This window comes from Sphingopyxis flava (assembly GCF_900168005.1).
In the GTDB taxonomy this organism is placed as follows: domain Bacteria; phylum Pseudomonadota; class Alphaproteobacteria; order Sphingomonadales; family Sphingomonadaceae; genus Sphingopyxis; species Sphingopyxis flava.
Genome location: NZ_FUYP01000007.1, coordinates 101,326 through 123,952 on the forward strand (window position 1 = coordinate 101,326; position 22,627 = coordinate 123,952).

Here is a 22,627-nt window from a genome sequence, read left to right on the forward strand (position 1 = left end):
CAGGCAGGGGACGCAATATGCGTGCATTCATTTTTCCGGGTCAGGGCAGCCAGACGGTCGGCATGGGCAAAGCGCTTGCCGACGCGTCGCCGGCGGCGCGCGAGGTGTTCGAGGAGGTCGATGAGGCGCTCGGCCAGAAGCTCTTCAAGCTGATGAGCGAGGGGCCCGAGGACGAACTCACCCTCACCGAAAACGCTCAGCCCGCGATCATGGCAAACGCGATCGCAACATTGCGCGTGCTCGAAAAGGAAGGCGGGGCGACGCTTGCCGCCAATGCCGATTATGTCGCGGGCCACAGCCTCGGCGAATATAGCGCGCTCTGCGCAGCCGGGGCATTCGACCTTGCAACAACCGCGCGCCTTCTCAAGACCAGGGGGCAGGCGATGCAGAGGGCGGTTCCGGTCGGCGTTGGCGCGATGGCGGCGCTGCTCGGCGCCGATATCGAGACCGCGCAAAAGCTTGCGGATGCAGCGGCCGAGGGCGAGGTCTGCACCGTCGCCAACGACAACGACCCCTCGCAGGTCGTGATCTCGGGCCACAGGGGCGCGGTTGAGCGCGCCGTGGCACTCGTCAAGGATTACGGCATAAAGCGGGGCGTGCTGCTGCCCGTCTCCGCGCCCTTCCACTGTCCGCTGATGCAGGCCGCTGCCGACGCAATGGCCGAGGCGCTCGGCGCGAATCCGCCTGCCGCGCCGCTCGTCCCGGTGATCGCGAATGTGACGGCAAGCCCCGCAAGCGATGCCGACACAATCCGCGACCTTCTGGTCGCCCAGGTGACTGGCCGCGTTCGCTGGCGCGAAAGCGTCGGCGCGATGGAAGCGATCGGCGTTGGACAGTTCGTCGAACTCGGCGGCAAGATTCTCTCGCCCATGGTCAAGCGCAGCGCGTCGGGCGAGGTCGGAACGGTGAGCGTGATCTCGATGGACGATATCGAAGCGCTGCTGAAGGCGCTTTGAGGCTTTTTTTCCGATTTCAGGAGAGTAGAATGTTCGACCTAACCGGCATGACCGCGCTCGTTACCGGCGCTTCGGGCGGCATCGGATCCGCGATCGCTGCGGCGCTTGCTGCGCAAGGCGCGCGGCTCGCCGTGTCGGGGTCCAATGCCGACAAGCTCAATACCTTTCGCGAAATGCTCGGCGGGGATCATGTGGCACTGCCGTGCGATCTCGGCGACGCTGCCGCGGTCGATGCGCTGGTGCCTTCGGCGCTCGAGGCGCTCGGCGGCACGCTCGACATTCTCGTCAACAATGCCGGCGTGACGCGCGACAATCTGATCCTGCGGATGAAGGACGAGGAATGGTCGGATGTCATCCGTATCAACCTCGAGGCCAATTTCCGCCTGGCGCGCGCCGCAGCCAAGCCGATGATGAAGGCGCGCTTCGGTCGCATCATCTCGATCACCAGCGTCGTCGGCGCGACGGGCAACCCCGGGCAAGCCAATTATGCTGCTTCGAAGGCTGGCGTCACTGGCATGACCAAGGCGCTTGCGCAGGAGCTTGCGAGCCGAAATGTGACCGTCAATTGCGTCGCACCCGGCTTTATCGCGACCGCGATGACCGAAGTCCTGCCCGACGCGCAGAAGGAAGCGCTCAATCAGCGCATTCCCGCGGGCCGGATGGGCGAGGGCAGCGATATCGCCGCTGCTGTCGTCTATCTCGCGTCCAAGGAGGCCGGTTATGTGACCGGCCAGACGATCCATGTGAACGGCGGGATGGCGATGCTCTCCTGAATGCAAGCGAGCCGGGCCCGGCAGGGCCCGGCCCGATCCTCGCGGGCGCGCAGAGGAGGGGTTAGAAGCTCGCGCGCGCCGTGACGCGGAAATCGCGCCCGGCCAGCGGCACATAATCCTTGGTGAAGCTCGCATGGCGGCGCGCCTCGACGTCGAAGATATTGTTCGCCGACAGGCTGAGCGTCAGATTCTGCGCGTCGCGAAGCGGGCGCCAGTTCAGCGATGCATTGACGAGTGTAAAGCCCTTGGTCGGGGTTTCAAATTGCGCGACCCGGCGCTGACCATCGGTCCACTCGACCTCGATGCGCGCATCGAGACTTTCGCTTTGCGCCTCCATGCCCCCGAGCACGCGCAGGGGAGGTATCCGCGGCACGTTGCGGTCGAGCCCGGCGCCCTTGATCCTGGCGCGCGTCATGTCGGCGGTGACGTCGCCGACGATGTTGAACCCGCCGAGCTGCGCGAGCCGCGCGCCCGCCTCCGCCTCGAACCCCCAGACGCGCGCGGCGCGCTGGAAATATCGGAAGACGGGAAGCTCGTCCTCCTCGGCGCCGGTGGCCGCCGAATAGATGAAATTGTCGAACCAGTTCGCATAGCCCGTCAGGCTGAGATTGAAGGCACCGGTCTTGAGCTTGAACGAGGCCTCGGTCCCCCAGTTCGATTCACGCTTGAGGTCGGGGTTGCCGAGCTCGAAGCTCTGCGTTGCGATGTGGGGGCCGTTCGACAAGAGTTCCTCGGCTGACGGCGCCCGCACGGCGCGTGAGGCCGACAGTCCGAACTTTGCGCCCTCGAAAATCTCATAGGTGAGACCAAGTGCGCCCGAGACGCTGCCGAAACTTCGTTCAAATCCCAGCGCCGGCGCCCGGACACTGGTCTTCTCGTAGCGAGCAGCCGCCTCAAGACCGAGCGGGCCGGAGCTATATTCCTGCAGCGTGAACAGCGCGAACTGGTCGGTGAGGGTGCGCGGTACGAATGCCTCCGCGCCGACCGCATCGAGATCGCGGTGGCTATACTGGACGCCGCTCGCGCCGCGCCAGCCGCCGCGGTCGCTTTGCGCCAGTTCGATCCGGCCTTCGACGCCCTGGTTGGTGAAGATGGTGCCCACCTCGTCGCCTTCAAACTCGGTGTGCCTATAATCGGCAAAGCCTGCACGGATGCGCAGCTTGTCGAACAAGCCATCACCCAGTTCCACTTCGCCGCGCAGGTCGGCGCGCCATTGCTTCATGCCGATGGTAACGGGGCCTTCGCCATGGTCGTGGCCGCCGTCTTCGCCTTCGCCTTGATGATCGTGGGCTGTAGCGGGGCGCTCGGGGACGCCGTAGAGGGTGTCGAAATAGCCAAGGGAAATGCCAAGCTGCCCGCCATCGTTGATGAGCGCCAGCCCGCCGCCCGCGGTCCAGGTCCGGCTCTGCGTATTGTCGATCCTGCCGCGCCTTCCCGCCTCTGCCGATCGTTCGGCGGCTTCGTCGGCATGTCCCTCCTCGAGCTCTTCTGCTGCAAGTTCGAGAAGAGCGCTTCGAATTCCGGGTCCGTAGACGAAGCCGCCGCTGCGCATGTCGCCCGTCTTGCGCCAGCTTGCGTCGACGTGCGCGACGATCTGCGGGGTGAGCGCGATGTCGAGCGAACTCCCGATATTCCGGTCGTCCGCCGCACTCGCATAGCCGCCGATCGCGTCGACATGGACGTGGTCCGCGGGCACTTTGCGCGGAATCCTGCGGTCGAACAGATTGACCGCCCCGCCGATGGCCTGGCTGCCGAACAGGAGGACGGCAGGCCCGCGCAGGATTTCGACGCGCTCCACGGTCAGCGGGTCGACGGTCACTGCATGGTCGGCGGAAGTGTTCGACGCGTCGATCGACCCGATCCCGTCGGTCAGAACCTTGACGCGCTCGCCTGCAAAGCCGCGAAGGACAGGGCGCGAGGCGCCGGGTGAGAAGCTGGTGGCCGAGACGCCCGGCTGACGGGTAAGCGTGTCGCCGATCTGGCCGCGCATATCGCGCGCGAGCTCGTCACCTTCGAGCACCGATACATTGCCGAGAATGTCGAGGCTGCGAACATAAGGGGCGGTGACGACGATCGCGTCGCCCGTATGGACATCGTCGTCAATTCCTGTCTCCTGCGCAAGAGCGGGGGCAGCAAGGAGGAGGGCGAGGGTCAGAAAGGAGGCGGGGAGAAGGCGCATGCGGGAAGGATTCCTGTGTTTACTGGCTTTCGCTGGGGGGTGCCCAGTAATGATATATTGTTACAGGCACAACCCCTCGGTTTGGTTTTGACCTGCCGTTCGTCCCTGCTTGCGGCGCGCTCGTCGACAAAGGCAAGTCTCGGCGGGGGCAAGCGAAGCTGTCTTGCGATGGATGGGGTGCGGGCTTAGATCAGGGACATGATCATTGCGGAAAACAGCCTGGACCTGATTGGTCACACGCCGCTGGTGCTCCTCAAGGGACCGAGCGAAGCGACCGGATGCGAAATCTGGGGCAAGTGCGAATATGCCAATCCGGGCGGATCGGTGAAGGATCGCGCCGCCCTTTATATCGTGCGCGACGCCGAAGCGAATGGAAGCCTGCGGCCCGGCGGGACAATCGTCGAGGGGACGGCGGGGAACACGGGCATCGGCCTTGCGCTCGTTGCCAACGCGCTTGGCTACAAGACGATCATCGTCATGCCCGACAATCAGAGCGCTGAGAAGATGGCGACGATCCGCGCGCTCGGCGCCGAACTCGTCCTCGTGCCGCCCGCGCCCTTCGCGAACCCAGGTCATTTCGTCCACACCTCGCGCCGCATTGCCGAGGAAACCGACAATGCGATCTGGGCCAACCAGTTCGACAATATCGCAAACCGCAAGGCGCATATCTTCGGCACGGCCGAGGAGATATGGGAGCAGATGGGCGGGCGCATCGACGGCTTCACCTGCGCTGCCGGGACCGGCGGAACGATTGCCGGGACGGGTCTCGGGCTGAAGGCGAAGAATGAAAAGATCACCGTGGCCCTCACCGATCCGCACGGCGCAGGCCTTTACAACTATTACAAGTGCGGCGAGCTGAAACCTGTGGGATCGAGCGTCGCCGAGGGGATCGGCCAGAACCGCATCACCGCCAATCTCGAAGGCGCGCCGATCGATACGCAATTTCGCATCTCCGATATCGAAGGGCTCGCTGTCGTGCGGCAACTGCTCAACGAAGAGGGGCTGTGCCTTGGCCTTTCGTCGGGCATCAACGTCGCGGGCGCGATGGCCCTTGCGCGCCAGCTCGGACCTGGCAAGCGCATCGCAACCATCCTTTGCGACAGCGGGTTTCGCTATCTCTCGACGCTCTACAACCCCGAGTGGCTGGCGAGCAAGGGACTGGCGGAGGATCAGGCGTGAGGCGAGCGGGCATTTTGACCGAAACCCCTGCGAAGGCGCCCGCCGCGGCGGCGACGCCCGAGCATGATACGATGCGGCGGCTGCAGATTGGCGTCGCGGGCCTCGTCATCGTGCTGTTGCTCGTCGGTCTCGCCGGGCTGATCGGCGAGCGGGCGCGCGAAAAGGCGGCGGCCGACGCGCCCGTGTCCACCGAGGTCAAGATGCCGGGCGACCCCTCGAAGGCACCGAGCGCGCCGCTTGAGGAACTCGGCGTCCAGCCGGTGTCGAAGGACGAGAATGAGGCGGTCGCGGTGAAGATTCCGCAGACGGTTCCGACCGTCCCCGACCTGCAGCCCGACCCCGAATTGCAGCGCGCGCGCCAAGCCAAGCAGTGATTGCGCGCCTGCGCCCGCTTTGCATTGCGGCGCTGCTTCTTTTGCTGACCTGGCTAGCGGGCAGCCAGCGCGCGCTCGGCCGTGTCGATCCGGCGCTGGCGCTGCCGCTCCTTCCCTTGCCGATGCTGCTGCTCGCCCTGTGGCAGCGCGATGATCCGCCCGGCCTCAAGAAGCGCACGATCATTGCGGTGCTGATTGCCATTGCGGTCGGGCAGGGCACGCTCGCCGCGCTCCTGGCCGGGCGCCCGGGACTGGGCCAGATCGCGCTCATTCTTGCCGCAAGCTGCGTGGCCAGCTTCTTGTTCGAGGCGACCATGCGGCGGCGCAAATCGAGGCGCTTCCTTCGGGTCCTGGTCGCCGTGCTCGCGGCCGCGGTCTGGTTTGTCGCCAGCCATGCCCTTCTTGCGCGCCTCTACCGCGCGCCAGCGCCCCTGACGGGGGCGCCGGTCGTCACCATGCTCACCGGCCTTCCGCTCCGCTGGGCAGGAGATGATTTGCCTGAGATGATCGCGGCCGGCGCGCAGGACGATCCCGCGCTTTCACGGATCGAAGCGGACGGACCGGTCCTGCTCGTGGACAGTCTTGCCGACCATGTTCCGCGCCCGGGGGGCACGCTTCTGCTTGCACACCCGCGTGCGCTCGCCCCGCGCGAGCTTGTCGCGGTCGATGCTTTCGTGCGCGGAGGCGGCCGCGCGGTGATCCTCGCCGACGCGCTCTCGGGCTGGCCGGCCCGACACCCGCTCGGCGATCCGCGCAATCCGCCGGTAACCAGCCTTCTGACGCCTTTGCTCGATCATTGGGGCATAACGCTGGGCGCTGCGCCCGTCGGCGAGCGAGCCGCCGAGGCTCATGATGTGGACGGCCGCAGGCTCCGGCTCTTCAGCGCCGGGCGCTTTGAACGTCTTCCGCCCGGCTGCGCGACTTTTGCAGGAGAGCGCATCGCGCAATGCCGGATCGGCGCGGGCGAGGCCTGGCTGGTCGGCGACGCCGACCTGCTTTTCGCGCCCTTGTGGCAGCCGGCGGTCCGAGGTGCAGACCATCTTCGGCGCGCCGACACGATGGAGTGGCTGGCCGCGCACCTGCGCGGGGAGGATGCGGCCGCCGCACTGCTCAACCCGATCTGGGTCCGCGCGCCTCGATCCTGAAACTTGCTTTCCGCGTCGCGGGGAAGCGCCCCGCAGGACGCTGGAGCCCTTCATGCGCCGTCTTTTCTTCTCGGCCGAGCGCAGGGGATGGCTTTGCTCCAAGGCGTCTCGGCCGCGCCCCCGGCAAAGCTGGGTGCCCGCGTCCCGGCCCATCCGGCCCGGTCGGCTCAAGCCTCCCGCGCCGCGGTTTGCGACCCGGAACGATCCCCCGCGGCCCCGTTTCCATTTAATATTGCGGCAAATTGGGGCCGGATTCCCCAATTCACCCTAATTTTCCCCTTTCCACCCCGATCCATAGTTGATAGGCAGGAATCGGAGAGGGGCAATCTCCGCCTGAGTCTTTCGCTTCGGAATCCTGCGATTCCGGCGACAGGGAAGTATTGCCCGGTGGCGCGAGGAAACGGGGGCGACAGCGATGGCGATTGTGACGCCCGGCCGGTACTCGGGCACCAATTTCGCCGCGATCGACGGCAAGGGACGCATCGCCGTGCCCTCGCAATTCCGCAACAATGTGCCCCTCAATGCGGACGGTCAGCGCGTGCTATGGGTAGGTTTCCACGAGAAACTGCCCTGTCTGGTCGCTTATGGACACGACCAATATGATCGCCTCTCCGACGAGATCGAGCGCGATCGCGCGGCAGCGCTCGCGCGCAATCTCGACTTTGACGAGGATGAGGCGTTCAAGCAGCGCTTCAGCTACACCGAGGCCTATACGCTCGACGACAGCGGGCGCTTCCTTCCCAATTTCACTGCGCGCGACCGCGTCGGCGATGCCGGCGCGACCGCCTTTGTGGGTTCTGGACGGCGCTTCGAAATCTGGTGGCTGCCGACGCTTGCGGACTGCGCCGAGGCGGATCCGGTGCTCCGGCGTCTCGCCGCCAATTGGGCCGAGACGAAAGGGAAGGGACGCAAATGAGCGAGCTTCCCCGCGATCCCCGTCACGACCCGGTGCTTCGCGAAGAGGTGATCGCCGCGCTGGCGATCACGCCCGGCGAGCGCCACGCCGATGCGACCTTCGGTGCCGGGGGCTACACCCGCGCAATGCTCGCCGCCGGTGCCGCGGTGGTCGCCTGCGATCGCGACCCCGACGCGATCGCCGAGGGGCAGGCGCTGGTCGCCGAGGCAGGCGGCAAGCTGACGCTGGTTCACGGGCGCTTCGGTGAGATCGACCGGCTGCTCGGCGAGCGCGGGATCGAGGCGGTCGACGGCATCGTCTTCGACATCGGCGTTTCCTCGATGCAGCTCGACCGTGACGAACGCGGCTTCTCCTTTCAGAAGGACGGCCCGCTCGACATGCGCATGGCGCAGGAAGGCGAAAGTGCTGCCGACTGGCTCAACCGTGCGGACGAAGCCGAGATCGCCGACGTCCTTTACCATTACGGCGACGAGCGCCAGTCGCGCCGCGTGGCGCGCGCGATCGTCGCCGCGCGGCCCTTGTCGCGCACCGGCGAACTGGCCAGCGTCATCCGCAAGGCGCTGCGCCATCCTCCCGGGGCTCCCAAGGACCCTGCGACGAAAAGCTTTCAGGCGATCCGCATTCACATAAACGCCGAACTTGACGAGCTTAAGGCGGGGCTTGAGGCGGCCGAGCGGCTGCTGCGCCCGGGCGGCCGCCTCGCGGTGGTCAGCTTCCACAGCACCGAAGATCGGATCGTGAAATCTTTCCTGCGCGAACGCAGCGGTGGCGATGTCCGCGCTTCGCGCCACCGGCCCGCGCTCGCCCCTCCGGCGCGGGCCGCAACTTTCCACCCCCCGGCCCGCAAGGTGCGTCCGGGCAAGGCCGAGGAGGCGCGCAACCCGCGTGCCCGGTCGGCCACATTGCGTAGCGCGGTCCGCACTGCCGCTCCCGCCTGGTCGGGCGGCACGACGACAAAGGAGGCAATCTCATGCTGATGGCGGCTCGCAAGCTCCAGGGAATCGGCCTGGTGCTTCTAGTTCTGATCTTCGCAATGATGCTCTACCCTGTATCGCTCAAGGTGGCGGCGACGCGCAGCGAGCTTGCGCAGATCAACAAGCAGATCGCGAGTGCACGTGACAATATCCGCTACCTCGAATCCGAGCTCGCGGTGCGTGCCTCGATGCGCCAGCTCGAGCAGTGGAATGCGGAAAGCTTCGGCTATTCGGCGCCGACCGCCGAACAATATCTCTCAAGCGAACGCCAGCTCGCGTCGCTCGACCGTCTGCCGCGCGCGAAAGGTGCGAATGATGTCGCGCCGGTGCTGATGGCGATGGTGAGCCCCGTCGCCGCGCCTGCTTCCGCCGAGCCCGCGCCTGCCGCCGCCGAGCCCGCGCCTGCCGCGACCGCGGCGGCCGTGAAGCCTGCTCCTAAAAAGGCAGCGGCGACCAAGGCGGCAGCGCCCAAGCCGATCCAGCTTGCCCAGGCGGACACTCAAGCGGCTGTCCGCGCCGACACGTCGCCCCGCCTGGCTCATAGCCGCCGGCAGGAACAGCTGCGCTTGATCGAAGATCAGCTCCTCTCTGATTCGACCCTCGCGGCGCTGAAGCGCGGCGCGGCGGCGGAAGCTGCGGGGGGCCGGTAAGGCGCAATGAACACGCTGGTCGTCCGTCCGGCAAGGGTTCGAACCGCGGGGGTGCGGCAGCAGATTTTGCTGACCGCGCAGCAGCGGCTGATGATCCTGATGCTGCTTTTCATGGCGGCCCTTTTTCTCATTTCGCTGCGGCTTCTCTATTTTGCCCTGTTCGACACCGGCTCGGGGCATGGCTCGGCCTCGACCGCCTTCGTGCCCGCGCGCGCCGACATCGTCGACCGCAACGGTGTGCCGCTCGCGCGCACGATCGACGGCTACTCGATCCGGGTCGTGCCCGAAAAGCTGCTCAACGACCCTGAATATCTGGCGGGCGAACTGCACCGCATCTTTCCCGACATGCCGCGCGAGGATCTGCTTGCCAAGCTGACCGGACCGCGCCCCACCTATATCCGTCGCCGCGCGCTGCCCGACCAGGTCGCCGCCGTAAACGCGATCGGCGACATCGGCTTCGACTTCCCGCGCGAGAAGGAGCGCCTCTATCCGCAGCTGACCTTGGCGGCGCATGTTCTCGGCTTCACCAATGCCGATGGCCAGGGCGTCACTGGAGTCGAGGGCGCGTTCGAGAACCGGCTGACCGACAAGGCAACCCGGGGAGAGCCGCTTGCGCTGTCCATCGATGCGCGCGTCCAGGGCGTGCTCGAAAGCGAATTGGGCTCGGCTGTGACCAATTTGGAAGCGGTCGGCGGGGCGGGCATCATCCTCGATGTCCATACGGGCGAAGTGCTGGCGATGACTTCGCTGCCTACCTATAATCCGAACAAGCTGGTCGGCGGCAATATGGCCGCACGCCGCAACGCGGTGACCTATAATCTTTACGAACTGGGCTCGACCTTCAAGCCGCTGACCGTCGGCGCGGCCATCGACAATGGTGTCGTGACGAGCATGGCAAAGCGGTACGATGCGACCAAGCCGCTGGCGATTGCAGGTTTCCGGATCCGCGATTCGCACATGATGAACCGCTGGCTCAACGTGCCGGAAACGCTCATCCACAGCTCGAACATCGTGACCGCGCAGATCGGCGACGAGCTTGGCCGCGAGAAGATGGAGGAATTGTTCCGCAACCTCGAATTCGACGGGCGCCCGAAAATCGAACTCAAGGAACGCGCCTTTCCGCTGTGGCCGAGGGACTGGGGACGCGTCACGACGATGACGGCAAGCTACGGCCACGGTATCGCGGTGACCCCGCTGCATCTTGCCAGCGCCTATGCCGCGCTGGTCAATGGCGGCATCTACCGCCCCGCAACCGTGCTCAAGCTCGGCGACAAGACCCCGCCGCAAGGACGCCGCGTGTTCAAGGCATCGACCAGCGCCCGGATGCGCCAGCTTTTGCGTCTGATCGTGTCCGACGGCACCGGGCGCCGGGCCGACGCGCCGGGCTTTCGTGTCGGCGGCAAGACGGGCAGCGCCGAAAAGCCGGGCGCGGGCGGCTATCGGCGTCACTCGCTCGTCTCGACCTTTGCCGCCGCCTTCCCGATGGACAAGCCGCGCTATGTCGTGCTCGTGATGATCGACGAACCCAAGGGCAACGCCTTCAGCTTTGGCCAGCGCACCGCGGGCTATACGGCAGCGCCGGTGGTGAAGCAGGTCGTAACGCGCGCGGGTCCGATGCTTGGCGTCTTTCCTGACGAGAGCCGCGACGTCGACGTGTCCGAGCTCACTCCACTTCTCTGGAAGAACGGGAAAGCGGACTGATGCGTCTCGCGGCGCTGATCGACTCTCCGGCTCCCCTCAACGCCGACCCTGTGGTCACCGGCCTCGCCATCGACCATCGCAAGGTCGCGCCGGGCACGATCTTCGGGGCCTTTGCGGGCGCGAAATTCAACGGCGAGGATTTCATTCGCGCCGCTGTCGAAGCCGGCGCGGTCGCTGTCGTTGCGCGGCCCGAAGCCCGCGTCGAGGGCGCCGTGCACATCGCTGACGCCAATCCGCGCCGCGCCTTTGCGCAAATCGCTGCCCGCTTCTTCCGCCGCTTTCCCGCGACCTGCGTCGCGGTCACCGGCACCAACGGCAAGACCTCTACGGTCGAGATGACGCGCCAGCTCTGGCGGATGGCCGGCTTCAATGCCGCCTCGGTGGGCACGCTCGGCATCACGACTTCGAACGAGCGCGCCTCGACCGGACACACGACGCCTGACATCGTCACCTTCCTCTCCAACATGTCGGGGCTCGCCGCCGAGGGGGTGACGCATGCTGCGTTCGAGGCCTCGAGCCACGGCCTCGACCAGTATCGCACCGAGGGGCTGCCGGTGAAGGCGGCCGCCTTTACCAATCTCAGCCATGATCACCTCGATTATCATGGCACGATGGAGGCTTATCTCGCGGCCAAGCTCCGGCTCTTTTCGGAGGTGCTCGAGGCGAGCGGAACGGCGGTCGTCTGGACCGACGATGCCTATTCGAAGAGGGTGGTCGATGCGGCGCGCGCGCGCGGCGCGGCGCTGATGACGGTGGGCGCCGAAGGCGACGCGCTTCGCCTCATGTCGCGCGAGCCGACGCAGCTCGGGCAGTCGCTTGTCATTGCGGCGGGCGATCTCACGCAGAAAGTCAGCCTGCCGCTCATCGGAGCCTATCAGGTTGCCAATGCGCTTGTCGCTGCCGGCCTCGTCATCGCGACCGGTGGCGACACGCAGCGCACGCTTGCCAATCTTGCGCGGCTTCAGCCGGTGCGCGGGCGCCTTGAGCGTGCGACCATCACCCGCGCGGGCGCGCCGGTCTATGTCGATTATGCACATACCCCCGATGCGATCGAGGCCGCGCTCGACGCGCTGCGCCCGCATGCGCGCGGCCGCCTGATCCTGGTCTTCGGCGCCGGCGGCGACCGGGACAAGGACAAACGCCCTGAAATGGGCCGGATCGCTGCCAGAAAAGCGGATCTCCTCATCATCACCGACGACAATCCCCGCGGCGAGGATCCTGCGCTGATCCGGGCCGCCATCGCTAAAGCGGCGCCAGGGGCCGAGGTGATCGGCGACCGCCGCGCCGCGATTTCCGCCGCGATCGCGCAGGCGGGCGCCGACGACATTATCTGCATCGCGGGAAAGGGGCACGAGCAGGGCCAGATCGTGGGGGCAGGCGCCGACATGCGCGTCATCCCGTTCGACGATGTCGATGTCGCCCGGGAAGCGGCAGCATGACGCCGCTCTGGACCGCGCGCGCGATTGCGGCCGCAACGGGCGGTACGGCGAGCGGTGACTTCACCGTGCAGGGCGTTGCGTTCGATTCGCGCGAAGTTACGAAAGGTGACCTGTTCATCGCCATGAGGGGCGAGGAGACCGACGGCCACAAATTCATCGAAAAGGCGATCGCTGCGGGGGCCGCCGGAATCGTCTGCGAGACCGCGGTCGACCATCCCCATGTCCAGGTCACCGATAGCGTTGCTGCGCTGAACGCCCTTGGCGCCGCGTCGCGGGCGCGCTGTCATGGCCGGGTCATCGGCGTCACCGGCTCGGCGGGCAAGACCGGGACCAAGGAGGCGCTTTTCGCCGCCCTCGATCGCTTCCGTCCCGGCAAGGCGCACCGCTCGGTCAAGAGCTACAATAATCATGTGGGAGTGCCGCTCAGCCTCGCGCGCATGCCGTCGACCGCCGATTACGGCATTTTCGAAATGGGGATGAACCATGCAGGCGAGCTTGCGGCGCTGACCCGCATGGTGCGGCCGCACGTCGCCATTGTCACCACGATCGCGCCTGCGCATATGGAATATTTCGGCAGCGAAGAAGCGATCGCGGATGCGAAGGGCGAAATTTTCGAAGGGCTTGAGCCCGGCGGCACAGCGATCCTTCCCTTCGACAGTGTGCATTACGACCGGCTGCGCGCAAAGGCGCAAATGCACGCCGCGCATGTCGTGAGCTTCGGTCTCGGCGAGGGCGCCGACGTGCGGGCGGTCGACTGGCTGTCCGACGGGCAGGGCGGATCGCTGGTTACCGCGCAGGTGCAGGACGCGCTGCTCTGCTTCACCATCGCGCAGGCAGGCGCGCACTGGGTTTCCAATGCGCTCGCGGTGCTGGCCGCGGTCAAGGCGGTCGGCGGCGATCTTCCCGCCGCGGGCCTTGCTTTTGCCGAAATGGCAGGCCTTGCCGGACGCGGCGCGCGGCATCGCATCGCTGCGCAGGGCGGCACGATCCTCCTCATCGACGAAAGCTACAATGCCAATCCCGCATCGATGGCGGCGACCATCGGCCAGCTCGGGGACGAATCTGCCGGTCGCAAGGTGGCGATTCTCGGCGCGATGAAGGAGCTCGGCGCGGGCGCAGAGGCCTATCACGCCGGCCTTGCCGATCCGCTCGTCGCAGCCGGAGTGCAGTTCGCCCTGCTCGTGGGCGAAGAGATGGCCCCGCTCGCCAAAGCACTTGAGGGGCGCATCGATTTCGAGCATGTGCCCGGCCATTCGGCCGCGGCCGCGCGGCTCCGGGACGTGATCCGCGCCGGCGACGTCGTGCTGGTCAAGGGATCGAACAGTGTCGGCCTGTCGCACGTCGTGACGGCGCTGACCAACGGGGATTATTGATGCTGTACTGGCTGGCGGAATGGCTTGGCTTTCCGGGGGCGCTCAACCTTATTCGCTACCTGAGCTTCCGCTCGGGAGCCGCGGTGGCGACCGCGCTGATCATCGGGCTGTGGATCGGTCCCCGCTTCATCCTGATGCTGCGGATGCGGCAGGGAAAGGGGCAGCCGATCCGTGACGACGGGCCGCAGAGTCATCTTGCCAAAAAGGGCACGCCGACGATGGGCGGGCTGATGATCCTCATTGCGCTGATGATATCGGCACTGCTCTGGATGGATCTGTCGAACCGTTTCGTCTGGGCGTGCATCTTCGTCTCCGGCGGATTTGCCGTCGTCGGTTTTCTCGACGATCTCGACAAGGTGACCAAGGCGAGCCACAGGGGGATTCCGGGGCGGGTCAGGCTGCTGCTCGAATTTGCAATCGCCGGCATTGCGGTTCTGCTGATCGTCTCGCGGACCGGCACCGACCTTTATCTGCCCTTCTTCAATGACATCTATGTTCCGCTGGGTCCGCTCTACTATGTCTTTGCGATGGTGCTGATCGTCGGTTTCGGCAATGCGGTGAACCTGACCGACGGGCTCGATGGGCTTGCGACCTTTCCGGTCATCATTGCAAGCCTCGCCTTCCTCGTCATCGTCTATCTCTCGGGCAACGCAAAATTTGCAGCCTATCTCGGCATTCCGCATGTGCCGGGCGCGGGCGAGCTTGCGATTTTTGCCGCCTCGATCATCGGAGCCTGCCTCGCCTTCCTGTGGTTCAATGCGCCTCCCGCCGCCGTCTTCATGGGCGATACCGGCTCGCTTGCACTGGGCGGGGCGCTCGCGACCATTGCGGTGACCGCGCAGCACGAGCTGGTGCTCGTCCTCGTCGGGGGGCTCTTCGTCGTCGAGGCGCTCTCGGTGATCATCCAGGTCTTCTGGTACAAAAGGACCGGCAGGCGGGTCTTCCGCATGGCGCCCATCCATCATCATTTCGAACAGCTCGGATGGCCCGAATCCACCGTCGTCATCCGCTTCTGGATCGTCTCGATCGTCCTCGCGCTCGCGGGGCTCGCGACGCTCAAGCTGCGGTGATTACCGCGCGCGCCTTTGCCGGTCGCCGCTACGCGGTGCTGGGACTGGCGCGCTCGGGGCTGGCGACCGTCGAGGCGCTTGTCGCTAGCGGCGCCGGGGTCACCGCCTGGGACATGCGCGAGGATGCGCGCGACGCGGCGATGGCGCTGGGCGCGGACATCGGCGATCCGCTGGAAATTGATCTTGTCGGCTTCGCCGGCGTCGTCGTCTCGCCGGGCGTGCCGCTCAACCGCCACCCGATCACTGCCCATGCGCGTGCGGCGCACGTGCCGGTGATCGGTGACATTGAACTATTCGCCGAGGCGCGCGCGGATCTTCCCCCGCACCGGGTCGTCGGCATTACCGGCACCAACGGCAAGTCGACGGTCACCGCGCTTGTTACCCATATGCTCGAAAGCGCGGGCGTGCCCGCGTTGATGGGGGGCAATATCGGTCTGCCGATCCTCGCCCGCGATCCGCTTCCCGAAGGCGGGGTCTATGTTCTCGAGTTGTCGAGCTATCAGATCGACCTCGCGCACAGTCTCGCAGCGGACGTTGCAGTGCTCACCAACATCACGCCCGACCATCTCGACCGCTATGATGACTTTGCAGGCTATGCAGCGTCAAAGGCCCGTCTGTTCAGCCTTCAGCACAAGGATCAGGTCGCGATCGTTGCGATCGACGATGACCGGTCGAAGAGTATCGCAAGTCACATCAGCCACCGACTTTTCCGCGTTTCGGCGAAGGACGTCGACCCTGCCGACCAGGCGCGCTGGCCTGCGCTGCAGGGGCCGCATAATGCGCAAAACGCGGTGTGCGCGATCGCGGTGTGCCGCGTGCTGGGGCTCGATGACACGGCGATCGAACAGGGGCTTGCAACATATCACGCGCTCCCGCATCGGATGGAATTGGTCGGCGAAGTCGCTGGCGTCCGCTGGTTCAATGACAGCAAGGCGACCAACGCGGCTTCCGCTGCACCGGCGCTGGCGGCGTTTCCGCCGGCGCCGGACCAGCGTCTGCACTGGATCGCTGGTGGGCAGGCAAAGGGGGACGGGCTCGAGGCGTGCCGCCCCTGGTTCGGCCATGTCAAACGCGCCTATCTGATCGGCGAGGCGATGGAGGGCTTTGCGGCGGAAATCGGCGATGCCATCCCCGTCGACCGCGCCGGCGATCTTGCCACAGCGGTCGCCCATGCGGCTGCATCGGCCGAGAGCGGGGACATTGTCCTGCTTTCGCCGGCCTGCGCCTCATTCGACCAGTTTCTCGATTATGCGGCGCGCGGCGACCAGTTCCGCAGCCTCGTGCGGGGGCTTTCCGCATGAAGGGGGGGATCGATCATATGGACAGGGCAGGCGAGCGGCCAATTATCGCGACCACGCGCAGCGTCAAGCGCCGCGGCCCGCGCCTCAGCCGCGCCGACCGCACGCCGCTTGGCCTGTGGTTCTGGGAAATCGACCGGGTGCTGCTGCTGCTCGTCTCGATGCTGATCGCGATCGGTCTCGTCGCGGTCGCCGCGGCCTCCCCTGTCGCGGCGCAGAAGCTCTCGACGACCACCGCGAGCCTTGATCCACTCTATTATTTCTATCGCCAGCTGATGTGGGTGATTGTCGGCGTGCCGGTCATGCTCGGCATCTCGATGCTGCCCAAGCCGCAGGCGCGGCGCTTCGCCATCTATGGGACGATGATCTTTCTCGCGCTGCTCTTTCTCGTTCCGCTGATCGGCACCTCGGTGAACGGCGCGCAGCGCTGGATCGGGAGCGGCATGTTCCGACTCCAGCCCTCGGAGTTTCTGAAGCCCTTTTTCGCGGTCTCGCTTGCGTGGGTCCTCTCGCTTCGTCTTCACGACCAGAGCTTGCCCGTTGTACCCTTGTCTTTCGTTCTGACCGGCGTCATCGCGGTGCTTCTCATGGCGCAGCCCGACCTTGGCCAGACGATCATCTTCGCAGCAAGCTGGTTCGTGCTTGTGCTCGTGGCCGGCCTTTCGATGCGGATCATGGCGGGGCTTGGCGTCGCAGGGCTCATCGGGCTCGTTCTTGCCTATTTCTTCTATCCGGTGGCGCAGCAGCGCATCAACATCTGGCTCTTTGCCGAGGGCGACAGTTTCCAAGTCGACAAGGCCCATGCGACGCTCACCGCGGGCGGGCTGATCGGCACCGGCCCGGGCGCGGGGCTTGCCAAATTCCAGCTTCCCGAGGCGCATACCGACTATATCTTCTCGGTGATCGGCGAGGAGTTCGGGATCATCGCGTGCATCGCGATCGCAGTGCTCTATCTCGCAATCATCGTCCGCGTGCTTGTCCGCCTGCTCGACGAGGAAGACAGTTTTCTCATTCTTGCGGTCTGCGGGCTCGTCGCACAGTTCGGGGGGCAAGCGGTGATCAACATGGCGGTTAACACCCAGCTCTTCCCGTCAAAGGGCATGACGCTGCCCTTCATCAGCTATGGCGGCTCGTCGATGCTCGCCCTATCGATCGGTATGGGTTTGCTCTTGTCGCTGACCCGGCGAAACCCCTATGCGGCGCGCGTGTCGATGACCCGCAACTGGAACCGTAAATGACCGCGACGCGCCACTTCCTCCTCGCCGCCGGCGGCACCGGCGGGCATATGCTGCCTGCCTATGCACTGGCAGGAGAACTGATCGCGCGCGGTCACCGCGTCGCGCTGGTGAGCGACGATCGCGGTCTCAAAATCCCAGGCGCGCCAGACGAGGTTGAAACCCATGTCCTGCCGGCCGGGCGCGTCGCGGGTGGCCCTGTCGGCTGGGTCAAGGCTGCGCTCGCAATACGCAAGGGGCGCCGGCAGGCGATCGAACTCATCCGCGCCTTCGACCCCGCTGTCGTCGTCGGCTTCGGCGGCTATCCGTCGCTCCCGAGCCTGCTTGCTGCGCGCGCGACCAGGACGCCGAGCCTGGTTCACGAACAAAATGCGGTGCTCGGCCGCACCAACCGGCTGATGGCGCCGCGCGTCGATGCCATCGCTGTTGCCTATCGCAATATCTACCGCTTTCCCGAAAAATGCGAGCTGAAGCGCCATCTTACCGGCAATCCGGTGCGCGAAGAGATCGTCGCGATCCGCGAGGAGGGGTTCCCGCCGCTGCCCGAGGACGGCATTTTCCGGCTGCTCGTGGTTGGCGGCAGCCTCGGCGCGACGGTCTTGAGCGAGGTGGTGCCGGCCGCGGTGGCGATGCTGCCGCGTGCGCTGCTCGATCGCCTGCAGGTCGTCCAGCAGGCCCGCGAGACCGATCTCGACGCGGTGCGCGCCAAATATGCCGAACTCGGCGTTGCGGCCGAATGCGCGCCCTATATCGCTGACTTTCCCGACCGGCTGCGCTGGGCGCACCTTGTCATTGCACGCGCGGGGGCCTCGACGGTGGCCGAACTCGCCTGTGCCGGACGCCCCGCAATCTTCGTCCCCTATCCGCACGCGATGGACGACCACCAACGCTTCAATGTCGCCGATCTTGTGGAGGCGGGCGGCGCGCAGTCCTTTGCCCAGGCGGACTTCACCCCCGCCAATGTCGCAAAGCAGCTGCAGCGCATGGCGCTTGAGCCCGGCGCCATCGAGGCGGCGGCGGACAATGCGGCGCGCTGCGGCCTGCCCAACGCGACGCGCGATCTTGCCGACCTGGTCGAAAGCTTCGCGCCGCCGCCGCTCATGGATGTGATCCGCGTCGGGGCCAGCACGAAGCGCGCGGCAGCAAGCGGCGTCGCGGCGGCGCGGCGGGAGGCCCGTTGATGCGCGGCGTTGCGACCGATATCGGCGTCATCCATTTCATCGGCATCGGCGGCATCGGCATGTCGGGCATCGCCGAGGTGATGCACAACCTCGGCTATCAGGTCCAGGGGAGCGACATTGCCGAAAGCTATGTCGTCGAGGGTCTTCGCAAGCGCGGGATCAAGGTCGCGATCGGCCATGCGGCCGAGAATGTCGAGGGGGTGGCGGTCGTCGTCACCTCGACCGCGGTCAAGCGCGGCAATCCCGAGGTCGAGGCCGCGCTCGCGCACCGCATCCCGATCGTGCGCCGGGCCGAGATGCTCGCCGAGCTGATGCGCCTCAAATCGACCGTCGCCATCGCGGGCACGCACGGCAAGACGACCACGACCAGCCTGGTCGCTGCCCTGCTCGATGCCGGCGGGATCGACCCGACGGTTATCAATGGCGGCATCATCAACAATTATGGTTCGAACGCGCGGCTCGGCGCGTCGGACTGGATGGTGGTCGAGGCGGACGAGAGCGACGGCAGTTTCCTGCGTCTCGATGGCACGATCGCGGTCGTCACCAACATCGACCCTGAACATCTCGACCATTATGGGAGCTTTGACGCAATCAAGGCGGCCTTCGTCGAGTTCATCGAAAATGTGCCTTTCTATGGCGCCGCGATGCTCTGTCTTGATCACCCCGAGGTACAAGCGATCATCCCGCGCATCCGCGATCGCCGTATCGTGACCTATGGCTTTTCGGCCCAGGCCGATGTGCGCGGTACCAATGTGACGCCGGGTCCCGACGGCAACCGCTTCGACGTCGTCGTGCGCGAGCGCGAGGGTGTGAGCCGGACGATCGAGAATATTCAATTGCCGATGTCGGGACGCCACAATGTCCAGAATGCGCTCGCGGCGATTGCGGTCGCGCTGCATATGGGCGTGAGTGACGCGACGATCGCCGCGGGCTTTAGCGGGTTTACCGGGGTCAAGCGCCGCTTCACCCGGGTAGGCGAAATCGCGGCGGATGGCGGCGTCATCACGGTCATCGATGATTATGCCCATCATCCGGTCGAAATTCGCGCCGTCCTTTCCGCCGCGCGCGAAGGGGCAGGGGCGGGGCGCGTCATCGCCGTCGTCCAGCCGCATCGCTTCACCCGCCTGCGCGATCACATGGACGAGTTCCAGCAGGCCTTCAACGACGCCGACATGGTCCTCGCGCTTCCCGTCTATGCGGCAGGCGAGACCCCCATCGAGGAGGTGTCATCGGCTGTCCTCGTGGCGGGACTGCGCGACCGCGGCCACCGCCACGCGGCGACCGTTGCCGATGCGGCTGCGCTCGCTGCGGCCGTCGCCGCTGCGATCCGTTCGGGCGCCATCGGTGCGGGCGACCGGATCATCTGCCTTGGCGCCGGCGATATTACCAAGGTCGCGGCAGGTCTCGCGGCCGCGGTGGAGGCGGCATGAACGCCGCCGTCCTTCCTGCCGTCCGCGGCAAGCTGACCGCAAAAGCCCCGCTTGCGCCGCTCGTCTGGTTCAAGTCCGGCGGCCCTGCCGACTGGCTGTTCGAGCCGAAGGACGCTGAGGATCTTGCCGATTTTCTGCGCGATCTCGACCCCGCGGTCCCGGTGATGGCGCTTGGGCTCGGCTCGAACCTCATCATTCGCGACGGCGGCTTTCCGGGCGTGGTCGTCCGTCTTGGAAAGGCCTTTGCCAAGGTCGAGCCGCTCGATGCCGTGACGCTGCGGTGCGGCGGCGGGGCGTCGGGCATTCTCGTTTCTTCGACAGCGCGCGATGCGGGGATTGCGGGATTTGAGTTCCTGCGCTCGATCCCTGGCACCGTCGGCGGCTTTGTCCGCATGAACGGCGGCGCCTATGGCAGCGAGGTCAAGGATATATTGGTCGAGGCCGATGTTGTGCTGCGCACCGGAGAGCGCCGCACGCTCGCGACTGCCAGGCTTGGCTACACCTATCGCCATAGCGAGCTTCCCGAGGGGGCGGTGGTTATTGGGGCGACCTTTCGCGGCCGGCCCGGTGAACCTGCCGACATTCAGGCCGAGATGGACCGCATCTCGGCGAGCCGCGAGGCGGCGCAGCCGCTGCGATCGAAGACCGGCGGTTCGACCTTCAAGAATCCCGAGGGCCGCAAGGCCTGGCAGCTCGTCGATGAGGCGGGATGCCGCGGCCTCAGGGTCGGCGGCGCCGAGGTCAGCGAGAAGCACACCAATTTCCTCATCAACACCGGCAGCGCGACGAGCGGGGACATCGAGAGGCTCGGCGAGGAAGTGCGCCGGCGCGTCAAGGCGAAGAGCGGTATCGAACTGGAATGGGAGATTCAGCGCGTGGGGAAGGCGGAATGAGCCGGGGGCCGTGGCATGTCGCCGTCCTGATGGGCGGCTGGTCGGCCGAGCGCGAGGTTTCCTTGATGAGCGGCAATGGCGTCGCCGACGCGCTCGAAAGCCGCGGACACAAGGTCACGCGTATCGACATGGACCGCGACGTGGCGCGCAAGCTCGCCGAGGCGAAGCCCGACATCGTGTTCAACGCCCTTCATGGCGTCCCGGGAGAAGATGGGACCGTCCAGGGCATGCTCGATCTCATGGGGATCAAATACACGCATAGCGGGCTTGTCACCTCGGTCATCGCGATCGACAAGGAATTGACGAAGCAGGCGCTCGTGCCGCATGGCATCCCCATGCCGGCGGGGACCATGGTGGACAGCGAAAGCCTGTTTGCAAGCGATCCCCTGCCGCGTCCCTATGTGCTGAAGCCGGTGAACGAAGGATCGTCGGTCGGGGTCGCGATCGTCCGGGACGACAGCAATTACGGCAACCCGATCGCGCGCGGCGCCGTGGGGCCGTGGCGCGAGTTCGACCGTCTGCTTGCCGAGCCCTTCATCAAGGGACGCGAGTTGACTGTCGCGGTGCTCGGCGATCAGGCGCTCGGCGTCACCGAGCTGCGCGTCAAATCGGGTTTCTACGACTATGACGCCAAATATACCGATGGACTCACCGAGCATGTCTGCCCCGCCGATGTACCCGACAATATTGCCGAGCGGATGAAGCAGCTCGCGGTCGAGGCGCACCGTCTCTTGGGCTGCAAGGGTGCCTCGCGCTCCGATTTCCGCTGGGACGATGAGCAGGGCCTTGCCGGCATCTTCCTGCTCGAGGTCAATACCCAGCCGGGCATGACCCCGCTCAGCCTTGTCCCTGAACAGGCCCGGGCTATCGGCATCGACTATGCCGAACTCGTCGAACGCATCGTGGAGGAAGCGTTATGAGCAGCACGCGGATCAAGCGCGCGAAGGCGCCGCCGCGCCGCCCCGCGCGCGCGCCGAAGAAGCGCCGGAGGGTCAAGACCTCGCGCATCGACGCGGTCATCAACGCGCTGCCGATCAGTCCGCCGACACTGCAGCGCATCGCCAACTGGACCATCGGTCTCAGCCTCGCCGGCGTCCTTGCGCTTGCCGCGCACGCAACCGGGGTCACGGCGAAAGTTCAGGAGGAATGGGCGCAAGCGGTCGGCCGCGCGGGTTTCCAGGTCAAGAAGGTCGAGGTCGTCGGTGCCGAACGGATCGACCGGCTCAAGGTCTATGACATCGCACTTGCGCAAAAGGATCGCTCGATGGCGGCGGTCGACCTTGAGGATGTTCGCCGCGACCTCATGAAATATGGCTGGATCAAGGATGCTCGCGTATCGCGCCGGCTGCCCGATACGCTCGTCGTCGACATCGTCGAGCGCACCCCGGCGGCAATCTGGCAGAATGGCGGGCGCCTGTCGCTGATCGACGAGAAGGGCGTGGTGCTCGAGGCGGTGAGCGTCGCGACGATGCCTGACCTCCCGCTCGTCATCGGGCCGAAGGCAAATCAGCGCTCGCAGGATCTTGACCGCCTGCTCGCCGAGGCGAGCAGTCTCAAGGAGCTTCTCGCGGGTGCGACCTGGGTCGGCAATCGCCGCTGGGATTTGCGTTTCCGCAGCGGGGAAACGCTGTCGCTGCCCGAGGGCGAGGCCGAGGCGAAAGAAGCGCTGGCCAAGTTCGCGCACATGGACGGCGCCAACCGCCTCCTGGGGCGCGGCATATTGCGTTTCGACATGCGCGATCCGGCCAGGTTCGTGCTACGCCTGCCGCACGAGGGTCAGGTGGCGCCCGCAAAGCTCGACGCCGCGCGCGAGGCGGCCGACACCCTCGCCGTGAGCAATGCTAACGAAGGATAGGGACCC

20 protein-coding genes are annotated in these 22,627 nt (G+C 66.1%); 19 read left to right on the forward strand and 1 reads right to left on the reverse strand.

Going from position 1 to position 22,627, the window contains the following annotated elements; genetic code table 11:
- Positions 1-17 precede the first annotated feature (17 nt).
- Positions 18-956: an ACP S-malonyltransferase gene (gene fabD / locus B5X69_RS07640; RefSeq protein WP_079638121.1), complete on the forward strand. Its 939-nt coding sequence runs from the start codon at positions 18-20 to the stop codon at positions 954-956.
- A gap of 29 nt (positions 957-985) precedes the next feature.
- Complete coding sequence (gene fabG, locus B5X69_RS07645) at positions 986-1,729, forward strand: 3-oxoacyl-[acyl-carrier-protein] reductase (protein WP_079638122.1); 744 nt, start codon at positions 986-988, stop codon at positions 1,727-1,729.
- Positions 1,730-1,790: 61 nt separating this feature from the next.
- On the opposite strand, the gene B5X69_RS07650 is transcribed toward fabG, so the two are convergent.
- Complete coding sequence (locus B5X69_RS07650; RefSeq protein WP_079638123.1) at positions 1,791-3,908, reverse strand: TonB-dependent receptor; 2,118 nt, start codon at positions 3,906-3,908, stop codon at positions 1,791-1,793.
- 198 nt (positions 3,909-4,106) lie between these two features.
- Between B5X69_RS07650 and B5X69_RS07655 the strand changes: the two genes are divergently transcribed.
- The 17 genes from B5X69_RS07655 (at position 4,107) to B5X69_RS07735 (ending at position 22,621) form a co-directional block, all read left to right on the forward strand.
- A complete protein-coding gene (locus B5X69_RS07655; RefSeq protein WP_079638124.1) occupies positions 4,107-5,087 on the forward strand; it encodes a cysteine synthase A in 981 nt (326 codons plus the stop codon).
- 14 nt (positions 5,088-5,101) lie between these two features.
- Positions 5,102-5,461, forward strand: coding sequence for a hypothetical protein (locus B5X69_RS07660; RefSeq protein ID WP_245798668.1), 360 nt, complete (start codon positions 5,102-5,104; stop codon positions 5,459-5,461).
- Positions 5,458-6,606, forward strand: coding sequence for a Gldg family protein (locus B5X69_RS07665; RefSeq protein ID WP_079638125.1), 1,149 nt, complete (start codon positions 5,458-5,460; stop codon positions 6,604-6,606). Before B5X69_RS07660 ends, B5X69_RS07665 begins: the two co-directional genes overlap by 4 nt.
- 415 nt (positions 6,607-7,021) lie before the next feature.
- Positions 7,022-7,522, forward strand: coding sequence for a division/cell wall cluster transcriptional repressor MraZ (locus tag B5X69_RS07670; protein WP_079638126.1), 501 nt, complete (start codon positions 7,022-7,024; stop codon positions 7,520-7,522).
- Positions 7,519-8,499 carry a 16S rRNA (cytosine(1402)-N(4))-methyltransferase RsmH gene (rsmH, locus tag B5X69_RS07675; RefSeq protein WP_079638127.1) on the forward strand — a complete coding sequence of 327 codons (981 nt, stop codon included), beginning with the start codon at positions 7,519-7,521 and terminating at the stop codon, positions 8,497-8,499. The genes B5X69_RS07670 and rsmH overlap by 4 nt, the downstream gene beginning before the upstream one ends.
- A complete protein-coding gene (locus B5X69_RS07680; RefSeq protein ID WP_079638128.1) occupies positions 8,493-9,146 on the forward strand; it encodes a hypothetical protein in 654 nt (217 codons plus the stop codon). The genes rsmH and B5X69_RS07680 overlap by 7 nt, the downstream gene beginning before the upstream one ends.
- Positions 9,147-9,152: 6 nt before the next feature.
- Positions 9,153-10,847 carry a peptidoglycan D,D-transpeptidase FtsI family protein gene (locus tag B5X69_RS07685; RefSeq protein ID WP_079638129.1) on the forward strand — a complete coding sequence of 565 codons (1,695 nt, stop codon included), beginning with the start codon at positions 9,153-9,155 and terminating at the stop codon, positions 10,845-10,847.
- Positions 10,847-12,286: a UDP-N-acetylmuramoyl-L-alanyl-D-glutamate--2,6-diaminopimelate ligase gene (locus B5X69_RS07690; RefSeq protein ID WP_079638130.1), complete on the forward strand. Its 1,440-nt coding sequence runs from the start codon at positions 10,847-10,849 to the stop codon at positions 12,284-12,286. The genes B5X69_RS07685 and B5X69_RS07690 overlap by 1 nt, the downstream gene beginning before the upstream one ends.
- Entirely contained in the window at positions 12,283-13,659 is a 1,377-nt protein-coding gene (locus tag B5X69_RS07695) for a UDP-N-acetylmuramoyl-tripeptide--D-alanyl-D-alanine ligase (RefSeq protein ID WP_079638131.1), read from the forward strand. Before B5X69_RS07690 ends, B5X69_RS07695 begins: the two co-directional genes overlap by 4 nt.
- On the forward strand, positions 13,659-14,729 hold the full coding sequence (gene mraY / locus B5X69_RS07700; protein ID WP_079638132.1) for a phospho-N-acetylmuramoyl-pentapeptide-transferase: 1,071 nt from the start codon (positions 13,659-13,661) through the stop codon (positions 14,727-14,729). Before B5X69_RS07695 ends, mraY begins: the two co-directional genes overlap by 1 nt.
- On the forward strand, positions 14,726-16,030 hold the full coding sequence (gene murD / locus B5X69_RS07705; protein WP_079638133.1) for a UDP-N-acetylmuramoyl-L-alanine--D-glutamate ligase: 1,305 nt from the start codon (positions 14,726-14,728) through the stop codon (positions 16,028-16,030). The genes mraY and murD overlap by 4 nt, the downstream gene beginning before the upstream one ends.
- Positions 16,027-17,265, forward strand: a complete 1,239-nt coding sequence (locus B5X69_RS07710; RefSeq protein WP_176141545.1) for an FtsW/RodA/SpoVE family cell cycle protein — start codon at positions 16,027-16,029, stop codon at positions 17,263-17,265. The genes murD and B5X69_RS07710 overlap by 4 nt, the downstream gene beginning before the upstream one ends.
- Complete coding sequence (murG, locus tag B5X69_RS07715; protein ID WP_079638134.1) at positions 17,262-18,443, forward strand: undecaprenyldiphospho-muramoylpentapeptide beta-N-acetylglucosaminyltransferase; 1,182 nt, start codon at positions 17,262-17,264, stop codon at positions 18,441-18,443. Before B5X69_RS07710 ends, murG begins: the two co-directional genes overlap by 4 nt.
- A complete protein-coding gene (gene murC / locus B5X69_RS07720; protein ID WP_079638135.1) occupies positions 18,443-19,873 on the forward strand; it encodes a UDP-N-acetylmuramate--L-alanine ligase in 1,431 nt (476 codons plus the stop codon). Before murG ends, murC begins: the two co-directional genes overlap by 1 nt.
- Entirely contained in the window at positions 19,870-20,766 is an 897-nt protein-coding gene (murB, locus tag B5X69_RS07725; RefSeq protein WP_079638136.1) for a UDP-N-acetylmuramate dehydrogenase, read from the forward strand. Before murC ends, murB begins: the two co-directional genes overlap by 4 nt.
- A complete protein-coding gene (locus tag B5X69_RS07730) occupies positions 20,763-21,686 on the forward strand; it encodes a D-alanine--D-alanine ligase (protein ID WP_079638137.1) in 924 nt (307 codons plus the stop codon). Before murB ends, B5X69_RS07730 begins: the two co-directional genes overlap by 4 nt.
- Positions 21,683-22,621, forward strand: a complete 939-nt coding sequence (locus B5X69_RS07735) for a cell division protein FtsQ/DivIB (RefSeq protein WP_079638138.1) — start codon at positions 21,683-21,685, stop codon at positions 22,619-22,621. The genes B5X69_RS07730 and B5X69_RS07735 overlap by 4 nt, the downstream gene beginning before the upstream one ends.
- Positions 22,622-22,627: the final 6 nt, after the last annotated feature.

Coding starts and splice junctions, on each gene's coding strand:
- fabD (WP_079638121.1), top strand. CDS start 18: ATGCGTGCATTCATTTTTCCGGGTCAGGGCAGCCAGACGGTCGGCATG.
- fabG (WP_079638122.1), top strand. CDS start 986: ATGTTCGACCTAACCGGCATGACCGCGCTCGTTACCGGCGCTTCGGGC.
- B5X69_RS07650 (WP_079638123.1), bottom strand. CDS start 3,908: ATGCGCCTTCTCCCCGCCTCCTTTCTGACCCTCGCCCTCCTCCTTGCT.
- B5X69_RS07655 (WP_079638124.1), top strand. CDS start 4,107: ATGATCATTGCGGAAAACAGCCTGGACCTGATTGGTCACACGCCGCTG.
- B5X69_RS07670 (WP_079638126.1), top strand. CDS start 7,022: ATGGCGATTGTGACGCCCGGCCGGTACTCGGGCACCAATTTCGCCGCG.
- rsmH (WP_079638127.1), top strand. CDS start 7,519: ATGAGCGAGCTTCCCCGCGATCCCCGTCACGACCCGGTGCTTCGCGAA.
- B5X69_RS07680 (WP_079638128.1), top strand. CDS start 8,493: ATGCTGATGGCGGCTCGCAAGCTCCAGGGAATCGGCCTGGTGCTTCTA.
- B5X69_RS07685 (WP_079638129.1), top strand. CDS start 9,153: ATGAACACGCTGGTCGTCCGTCCGGCAAGGGTTCGAACCGCGGGGGTG.
- B5X69_RS07690 (WP_079638130.1), top strand. CDS start 10,847: ATGCGTCTCGCGGCGCTGATCGACTCTCCGGCTCCCCTCAACGCCGAC.
- B5X69_RS07695 (WP_079638131.1), top strand. CDS start 12,283: ATGACGCCGCTCTGGACCGCGCGCGCGATTGCGGCCGCAACGGGCGGT.
- mraY (WP_079638132.1), top strand. CDS start 13,659: ATGCTGTACTGGCTGGCGGAATGGCTTGGCTTTCCGGGGGCGCTCAAC.
- B5X69_RS07710 (WP_176141545.1), top strand. CDS start 16,027: ATGAAGGGGGGGATCGATCATATGGACAGGGCAGGCGAGCGGCCAATT.
- murG (WP_079638134.1), top strand. CDS start 17,262: ATGACCGCGACGCGCCACTTCCTCCTCGCCGCCGGCGGCACCGGCGGG.
- murC (WP_079638135.1), top strand. CDS start 18,443: ATGCGCGGCGTTGCGACCGATATCGGCGTCATCCATTTCATCGGCATC.
- murB (WP_079638136.1), top strand. CDS start 19,870: ATGAACGCCGCCGTCCTTCCTGCCGTCCGCGGCAAGCTGACCGCAAAA.
- B5X69_RS07730 (WP_079638137.1), top strand. CDS start 20,763: ATGAGCCGGGGGCCGTGGCATGTCGCCGTCCTGATGGGCGGCTGGTCG.
- B5X69_RS07735 (WP_079638138.1), top strand. CDS start 21,683: ATGAGCAGCACGCGGATCAAGCGCGCGAAGGCGCCGCCGCGCCGCCCC.